Origin of the sequence: Okeania sp. SIO1H4, from assembly GCF_010672695.1 — a bacterium.
GTDB lineage: Bacteria > Cyanobacteriota > Cyanobacteriia > Cyanobacteriales > Microcoleaceae > Okeania > Okeania hirsuta.
On sequence record NZ_JAAHGB010000131.1, the window covers coordinates 1 to 8461 of the forward strand.

10 protein-coding genes and 1 pseudogene are annotated in these 8461 nt (G+C 36.8%); 8 read left to right on the forward strand and 3 right to left on the reverse strand.

Features of this window, described 5'->3' with window-relative positions:
- Window positions 1–162: 162 nt before the first annotated feature.
- Window positions 163–309 carry a hypothetical protein gene (locus F6K06_RS32715; RefSeq protein ID WP_287245230.1) on the forward strand — a complete coding sequence of 49 codons (147 nt, stop codon included), beginning with the start codon at window positions 163–165 and terminating at the stop codon, window positions 307–309.
- Between the two features lie 176 nt (window positions 310–485).
- On the opposite strand, the gene F6K06_RS32720 is transcribed toward F6K06_RS32715, so the two are convergent.
- From F6K06_RS32720 to F6K06_RS32730, 3 genes are read right to left on the reverse strand one after another with little or no spacing between them, the layout of a single operon-like run.
- Window positions 486–851 (reverse strand): DUF1818 family protein, encoded by a 366-nt coding sequence (locus F6K06_RS32720; RefSeq protein ID WP_124143338.1) that lies wholly within the window; start codon window positions 849–851, stop codon window positions 486–488.
- Between the two features lie 3 nt (window positions 852–854).
- Window positions 855–1502, reverse strand: a complete 648-nt coding sequence (locus F6K06_RS32725) for a hypothetical protein (RefSeq protein ID WP_192901039.1) — start codon at window positions 1500–1502, stop codon at window positions 855–857.
- Between the two features lie 32 nt (window positions 1503–1534).
- Window positions 1535–1780, reverse strand: coding sequence for a DNA-directed RNA polymerase subunit omega (locus tag F6K06_RS32730; protein WP_124143348.1), 246 nt, complete (start codon window positions 1778–1780; stop codon window positions 1535–1537).
- 425 nt (window positions 1781–2205) lie between these two features.
- On the opposite strand from F6K06_RS32730, the gene F6K06_RS32735 reads away from it, so the two are divergent.
- The 7 genes and pseudogenes from F6K06_RS32735 (at window position 2206) to F6K06_RS32765 (ending at window position 8226) form a co-directional block, all read left to right on the forward strand.
- Entirely contained in the window at window positions 2206–2898 is a 693-nt protein-coding gene (locus F6K06_RS32735; RefSeq protein WP_124155029.1) for a GDSL-type esterase/lipase family protein, read from the forward strand.
- 263 nt (window positions 2899–3161) lie between these two features.
- Window positions 3162–3413: a transposase gene (locus tag F6K06_RS34445; RefSeq protein ID WP_161564336.1), complete on the forward strand. Its 252-nt coding sequence runs from the start codon at window positions 3162–3164 to the stop codon at window positions 3411–3413.
- A gap of 66 nt (window positions 3414–3479) precedes the next feature.
- Window positions 3480–4064 (forward strand): annotated as a pseudogene (locus tag F6K06_RS32745) (IS5 family transposase).
- Between the two features lie 1483 nt (window positions 4065–5547).
- Window positions 5548–5736, forward strand: a complete 189-nt coding sequence (locus F6K06_RS32750) for a hypothetical protein (protein WP_124147085.1) — start codon at window positions 5548–5550, stop codon at window positions 5734–5736.
- Window positions 5737–6098: 362 nt separating this feature from the next.
- On the forward strand, window positions 6099–6740 hold the full coding sequence (locus tag F6K06_RS32755) for a bifunctional 4-hydroxy-2-oxoglutarate aldolase/2-dehydro-3-deoxy-phosphogluconate aldolase (RefSeq protein ID WP_124147086.1): 642 nt from the start codon (window positions 6099–6101) through the stop codon (window positions 6738–6740).
- Between the two features lie 69 nt (window positions 6741–6809).
- Complete coding sequence (locus tag F6K06_RS32760) at window positions 6810–7322, forward strand: L,D-transpeptidase (RefSeq protein WP_124147087.1); 513 nt, start codon at window positions 6810–6812, stop codon at window positions 7320–7322.
- Between the two features lie 214 nt (window positions 7323–7536).
- On the forward strand, window positions 7537–8226 hold the full coding sequence (locus tag F6K06_RS32765) for a metallophosphoesterase family protein (RefSeq protein ID WP_124155031.1): 690 nt from the start codon (window positions 7537–7539) through the stop codon (window positions 8224–8226).
- Window positions 8227–8461: the final 235 nt, after the last annotated feature.

An 8461-nucleotide genomic window follows, 5' to 3' on the forward strand; every position in this document is an offset into this window, starting at 1 on the left:
TTGTCGGTAGAGTTTTTCCAACTCTTCGATACTTTTGTGTGGTTCTAGCTTTAACAATCTCGGCATGGCGATCGCCCAACTCTTACTATTCATCCCTTAATTTATCAGGTTTAATTTTTTTATACCGATGCTACCGGATTTGATATAACTATTAATTAGGGTTTGCTGAATAAAGTTTTTTTTGCTGGGGTAGGAGACAGGAGACAGGAGACAGGAGACAGGAGACAGGAGACAGGAGACAGGAGATATGGAAACGAGCAAGGAGGTAGGAGTAAGAATTGTAAGAATGATTTTTATGCCCAACTATGAGCCTAAAATACTAACTTTTTGAGCATGAAGAGCTGAAAAATTTGCACTTTTTTCGACCCCAAAAAGGCACTTATCTTTGTATGTCAATGCTTTTAGATTTAATCAGAAAGCCCTAATAATTAATAATTATTAATTATTAATTGTTGAACCCTTCCTTCTTCCTTCTGCTATGTGAGTTAAAAAATTTTCAACATTTGTGCTGCTTGGACTAAACCAGGCACAGCTTGTACAGGCCATTTTCCTTCTGCCCTGCGCCCTTGATTTAAAATGAACTGAACAGTATAACTTTCTGGAAACCCTTCTACCTGCATCCAGAGCAAATCACTTTCAGCTTCGCAGACTATTCTCTCTTCATCCATCAACTCATCTGCCATCTGGTTTATAGCTTTATTTAACTGGTCTAATAATCTGCAAAAATCCTCAAGTTCTCCTTCTGTTAGTTCTATTGACCACTCATTACCAGCAACTAAACCCTTAAATCTTTCTGCTTCAGGATTCAACCCTAACCGCCAACCAGCTCCACTTTTGACTATTCGTCCCATTTTTTATGGCCTCAGCAAATCTGCATCTCCCGGTTGGGGAATAATTGGCGCTCTAGGATTTGAACGTCCAGAGTTATCTCTCTGATATACATCTGGTATTGATGGAGGGTTAGGATCGCCACTAAAAATATTTACTAATCTATTAACTAAAGTTTCTCTTTGAGAGCGAGTTAAACTTTGAATAGCTTCACGATCGCCCTCCATTGGATTTTCAGTTAAAGTATTCTTTCCTGGATATACCGATGATTGTAGATAATCATTCGCCCCAAGGTAATCTGCTAATGTTAATTTCCAGTCAAACCGATAATTGGGAGGACGACCTTTCACATATAGATGATACCGAATTAAACGTGACACTAGAGTTTCTTCAGTATCTACTTCACCCGTTTCTTGAGATATATAATTATTTTCTAATGGCAAATCTGGTATTTTTTCATATACAAATGGCCAAACCTCTGTAGCTCTAACTCGCTGTTGGACAAGTTTTATTGAGTCTTTAAAATTTTCTTGGTCTATAACTTTTTTTAACTGATAATGAGTAGAAGGGTTTGCTGTAATCGCCAGAGAAGTCCATAACCCTTCGATACTAGCGCAAACCACTACTGTGATAATAATAATCTTGAAATATTTGAGCCACCGCTTCTTGCTCATGGCTATTATCAAATAACTACTATTATATTTACCTATACTATGCTACTACTTACATCACTAATTATTTCTGGCTGCATCAATTCGTCGGACATTTCGACTACAGCACGGATAACAGGTTTCATTAATTGTTCATCCATATTATCAAAATCTTCATAACGACGGCGTTTGGCACGATTAGCTACTTGTACCACAACACGATAACGATTAGATGCAGCTCTAATCAGCTCTTCAGACCTACGACTTAGTTCTGCGGAATCAATACTAGATTGCTTTTCTATGTGCATAAATTTTATTAGCCTGTATAGTTTAATCGGTCATCTCTTATGAGTTCAGTCATCAGTTAACATTTTTAACAGGTTTGTTTAAGACCACTAATATATTTTGAAAAGCGCGTGATAGTTTTTGATGGCCACTTGTTAATAAGCCATTATATACCTGAGTAACTGTTTGCTGTTAACCTATTCAAGATTGGTAAGTCTTTAAACCATATTAATAGACTCTTAGTCAACTACGATGAGTCACATTTGGAGTAAAAAACTTACATTACAGTAGCATTTTTTCTGTAATAAGTAAAGATGATTAACTGTCTAATATATATTTTTTGTTCTCTGTTCTCGAAATTAGGTGGTCAATGCTAATATTTTTAGTTAAAATTCAATCAATATTAATAAATTTATACTAATATTATCAATTTTTATTGCTTATGTTATTAGCTACTCCTTCGACTGTAAAGCGCTTTTCTCAGACTCATCATCATCCCCTAAAAATAGTTGCTTTGGGAGACAGTTTAGTTTATGGTTTTGGTGATTATGAAGGTGGTGGATGGGTAGAGAGATTACGACGGCAGTGGATGTTGCCAGACAGTCCTGGTCATGTGCTGTATAATCTTGGAGTCCGAGGAAACCGTGTTTTACAAGTAGAACAACGCCTGGAACATGAGTTTCGCCATCGTGGAGAATTAAGAAATCGTCAACCAGATATTATTATTCTTTCGGTTGGGGTAAATGATTCTGCTAGAGTCCAAAGACCAGATGGACGTTACTATACTGATTTTTCCAAATTTAAAACAATTTTAGATAATTTATTGGATACATCAAAACAACTTTGTCCTGTACTATTTGTGGGAATGGTTCCTGTTAATTTGGATAAAATGCCTTTTCAAGATTGTTTATATTATAGTCACGAGGATCAATTTATATATAAAGAGGCGACTCGGTTGGCTTGTTTAAAGCGAAAAATTCCTTATTTAGATGTGTTTGAAAAATGGTTAAGTAGGGGCGAAAATTGGTGGAGATTACGTCTTTGTCCAGATGGCATTCATCCTAATGTCGCAGGTTATAAAGCTCTATTACAAGATGTATTGGACTGGGAATATCTGAATTTATTAACTAGCTAAGGTTAGTTTGAAGAGAAAGGAATAATGAGGTTTACTCGCCAGATCCTATTAACTAAGTGAGGAAGCAGGAAATTATGTAAGCATTTCCTACGGAATGCTGGGCAAGCAGCTACCTCGCTATTAGTTATTCCTAGGTCATGCTTACTTGACTAAATCAATATTGATTAGCTTTTTTTACTTGTTTATGGCTTTGTTGCACAAAAGATGATGTTTAGGGTAAAAATAAAGAAGTTAAGATGGTACACAAAATACAGTCAGTAGGTATGAGTAAATCTAAGTCCTTGTATCGGCTCAAAAACTGGTCTGAGTATGATGCATCCTTAAAACAGCGAGGGAGTTTCACTTTTTGGCTGACTCCGGAGGTGATTCCGGAGTGGCTTAATCAGAAAAAAACTGGACCTAGGGGAGCATCTAATAACTACAGTGACACGGCCATTGAATTTATGGTGACTATACAATCCTGGTTTAGTCTGGCTGGACGACAGACGCTGATGTTTTGTGGAACCTATATTTGAATTGATGGACTTAGATTTACCAGCTACCTTTCCATAGCACCGTATCCCGTCGCTGACAAAAACTGAATGTTCAACTGCCAGTTATACCAACGCTCTGAAGCTATTGATCTGGTAGTAGACTCTACAGGGGTGAAAGTTTATGGAGAAGGTGAATGGAAAACAAGAGTTCATGGTAGTGGTAAACGGCGTACATGGGGTAAACTACATCTGGGAGTAAATTAAGCGACTGGGGAGATAGTGAGTGGGGTAGTGAGTACCAATGATGTGAGTGATGACCAAATATTTTCTGACCTATTAGATGGAGTAGATGGGGAAATAGCCCAAGTATCAGGAGACGGAGCCTATGATAACTATAAGTGTTATGAGAAAGCTAGGCAACCAGGAGCAAAGACAACTATTCCACCCAGGAAAAATGCAGTAATAGGTCAACATGGCAACTGTAAATGTCCACCTCATCCCAGGGATGAAAACCTCAGAAGAATTAGAATTGTAGGACGCAAGAAATGGAAGGGTGAATGTGGTGATCACCGACCCTCGTTGTCGGAAACCACCATGTTCAGGCTCAAAGTTCTTTTTGGAGGCAAGTTACGAAGACGAAAATTTGACAATCAGTCAGTGGAGTTATATCATGTTCGGACGGGTCAGTTATAATAAAATTTAAGGACTCCGGGTACCGACAGTACCAAAGAAATACTGAAATTATCAATGCTTTTCTCCAATATTTTCTATGTATTCCTCCTTTCTTCCCTCCTGACTCCTGACTCCTGACTCCTGAGGACTCACAACAGTTATTTATAAGTATTCAACCGAACATGATATTATTCATACAATGTTCCATGGTCAACGTGATGATTGGCGTAGGGTAAGCCGCAGAGCTACAAAGTAGAAATCTAGTTAACTTCCAACCAAGGGAGTTTTTTGCGATGCCGGAACGGATCGCGGAGCGAATCCCTACTTTCATCCAACAAAGCCCTTGTTTATCATAAACTGACTGTTGACATCTTGCCAGGCTTAAAGGCAAGGGGATTCCTACCGATCCGAAGCTCCTCGGTGGGTTGAGGTTTTGCTGATGCAAAGCTCCGCTAACACAGGCTGCAACTTACTATACGCAAGTCTTATACTTGCCTCCGCGTCCGTTTTTTATCTCGGACTGCCCGTCCGCTACTAGTAACAAAAATATAACATATGTATTCAAAAAAAACAACTAAAAAGTCGCCCGCTTATGGGCGAGGCTTTAAACCCAATTTTTCGGTAATAGTTATCTAAAAATTTATATCCAATCATAAATCAAATATATATTATTAGCAAATTAAGCGGCGTTGCTGAGTGGTAATGATTTTGAGATTAACTTTGGGCACAAAACATCAGTTTTTCAATTTTACCTTCAGCTAATAGACATCTCCAAGAATCAAAAATAAATATCTATATCTCAAAGAAATTATCAATTCTTTACCCCTACTGCCTACAGCAAAGCTGCCTACTGCCTATGGGTGGAGTAGATGTCTAATTATCATTACATTTAAGCAACGCCACTTTTAAAGTTTGTTTCTAATACTTTATTTGTTGTAGACAATGTATGTTGAAAATCATTTATATGATGATTTATTTCAAAACTTTTTTATTCTATTACTTAGATTGATAAATTATTGGTAAGCATTCAGCCGTCAGCTATCAGCTATTGCTTTTATTACGCATTCAAAGCTGTATTAATTGAGCTAGAATTAAATCTTACTACAAAAGACCTTAAAATCTATATTCATTTAAACTCCATCCTGAAAAGGAGTGTCTTATTGCTGAGAGTTGACTGCTAATAGCTGAATACTTACAATTATTGTTTACTAAGGCGATCGCCTGTCTTCTTAATTATTCTGTTTTTCAATGATTTCCTATTTTTAGATTATTAATTTATCTCTGGCCAAATAATTAAAATTTAAAGCCTTTTATTTACAGCGGTTTTCATTTTGGTAGACCACAGTAGGGATGTTCCATGGAACGTCTCTAACATATTTTGCTTGTGACGATGTGGTTTATTGATTTGAAAAGCGCTGTAAATAAAAAATAAAGAAAAAAATTATTGTTGCCAATCCCTTCTTAAAAGAAAAAGTAATGATTAATTAGGGTTTGCTGAAAAAGTATGAGTGGTAGGGGTAGGAGACAGGAGACAGGAGACAGGAGACAGGAGAAATTGGAATTTATAGGAGGTAGGAGCGGGCGTTTTGTAAGAATGATTTTTCTGCCCAACTATGCGCCTAAAATACGCTCCATGCATGAGCATAAAGAGGTGAAAAATTTGCACTGCAATTCGACTCCAAAAATTATTTAGTCTTTATATGTCAATGCTTTTAGATTTAATCAGCAAGCCCTAATTATTCTGGAAATTATCTATATTTATAGAATTATTAAAGAGTAAATATATTGCTTGATCATTTTACTTTGATTGAAGTTATGGAATAGCAAGAATTAAAATATTAATAGACAGCATATTCACTTATTTATGTTGTACAACTGACCGGGTAAATATTTTTTGCTTGTTCTCTCTCCGGCCTTCCCATCTTACCTACTTACTCCCTCACACCATCAATATATCTACTTCCAGAGAGTAGGAAACTGCTATATATTACAATAATTAAAGTCAAACTTATAAAAAACATATTTTTCTTTATTCCTTCTTCCTTCCACAAAAATATGAATCAAGAAAACTGGTTAAAAATATTAGAACAAAATCGAATAATTGCCGTTATTCGTGCCTCAGAAATCGAGATAGGTATGAAAATGGCAAAAGCAGTTGCTGCTGGTGGTATACGCATAATAGAAATCACTTGGAACAGTCATAAAGCATCAGAATTAATTACTTTACTCCGCTCTGAATTACCCACTTGTATAATTGGCACAGGCACATTATTAACCATAGAAGAGTTACAAAAAGCACTAAAAATTGGTTGCCAATTTATCTTTACGCCACATACTAACCCTGCTATGATTCAAACAGCAAAAATAGCAGCAGTTCCGATTATTCCCGGCGCTCTTTCTCCCACAGAAATATTAACTGCTTGGCAAGCAGGAGCTAGCTGTGTTAAAATATATCCTATCTCAGCAGTAGGAGGCGCAACTTATATCACAAGTTTGCAAGGACCTTTAGGAGAAATTCCTCTAATTCCTACTGGTGGAGTCACCTTAGGAAATGCTAAAGAATTTATCAAAGCAGGTGCAATTGCTGTAGGTTTATCAGGGAAATTATTTCCAAAAGATTTAATAATTGCTCAAAATTGGGAAGCGATCGCGAGACAAACTCAGGCCCTAGTTAGAGAACTTTCAGCAAACAATTGAATCTGAAAATTAATCAAAATAATCTACTTCTAAATTACACCATTATTGTGTTTTGATTAGGTATAAAACATGAAAAACTTAGTTAGTTCTAAAAAATGGTATCAAGTTGGTAAAATATGTGCTGCTACAGCACTAACTATTACAACTTTTTTATCCTGGTCAATACCAACCAAAGCTAGTGGATGGGAAAATCTAATTGCCACGAGAATGTTAGAATTACAACAATCAGCGGAACGTTGGATTTCAATTGACTTATCAACCCAAAGATTAATTGCCTGGGAAGGAAATAAAGTAGTTTATGCAGTCGTAGTTTCCACAGGTAAATCATCAACTCCTACTCGCTTAGGTACTTTCAGAGTACAAACAAAATATCGCACTGCCAGAATGACCGGAGCAGATTATGACGTGCCCGACGTTCCTTATACTATGTATTATGATGGGGGAATGGCGATTCATGGTGCTTACTGGCATAATATGTTTGGTACCCCAGTTAGTCACGGTTGTACGAATGTAGCAGTCAATCACGCCAAATGGTTATTTAACTGGGCATCAGTGGGGACACCTGTAGTAGTACATGAGTGAAAGAAAAAAGGGCGTTGCTGAAGGGCGTGTATGATATTAATTTTAATTACTTAGGAGGATTGAGTCAGGAGAAAGAAAAGTGCTTTTCCTGAAATTAAGTAAAGAGAACATCTAATTTTGCCATTCAAAGAATGACTCTTAATTTACCTAAATTACTAAATTATTTATTTCATACCTCAAATCACCAAGGCCGAAAAAAGTAACAAAAATATATATGCGTATTCTAGCCATCGGAGATATTCACGGTCATTCCAGAGCATTTGATACATTGATTGCAGCAGTTAAGCCACGATTAGAGGATGTTATTATTACTCTTGGTGACTATGTAGATAAAGGTCCAGATTCTCAAGGAGTGATTAATCGATTAATTGCACTTTATGAAACTGGGCAACTTGTAGCCTTACGTGGCAACCATGAATTAATGATGATGAGGTCTCGTGATTGTTCGCAATATGAAGTTCGCTGGCATAATTCTGGTGGCAAGGAGACTTTAGCTTCTTATTCAAAATTTGGTAAATCTCAACTAAAACATATTCCAGACGAACATTGGTATTTCCTTGAGAATATCTGTGTAGACTGGTGGGAGTCAGACGAACATTTTTTTGTTCATGCGAATGCTGCTCCCGATCTATCTCTGAATGAGCAGTCAGAGTACAAGCTTTTTTGGGAAAAACTTGATAACCCCATGCCTCACTTTTCAGGAAAAACAATGGTTTGTGGTCACACAAGTCAAAAAAGTGGTAAACCTCTTAATGTCGGTAACACTATTTGTATTGATACCAGAGTTTATGATGACGGTTGGTTGACTTGTTTGGATGTCAGTAGTGGTAAACTTTGGCAGGCAAATAAAAAAGGTAAGTTGAAAACAGCGTTAATAGATGATTTTGCAACTCGTCAAACATAAAAAACGATGGGAGGAAAGTTTCCGGAAGATTTATCCCCTGATTTAATAACGACTCGCGGGTAATAAAGTGGCGTTACTTTCCGGTTTGGTTTTCAATGTACCTCCTATTGAGACTTACACAACTTAACTGGTAAAATTAGACTATAATGCTTGTAAATCAATAATTTTACGTCGAAGCGCTCGCTACGGGACTTACACAAAATTTTAGAGCTGCCGAAATCAAGTAAATATTAAG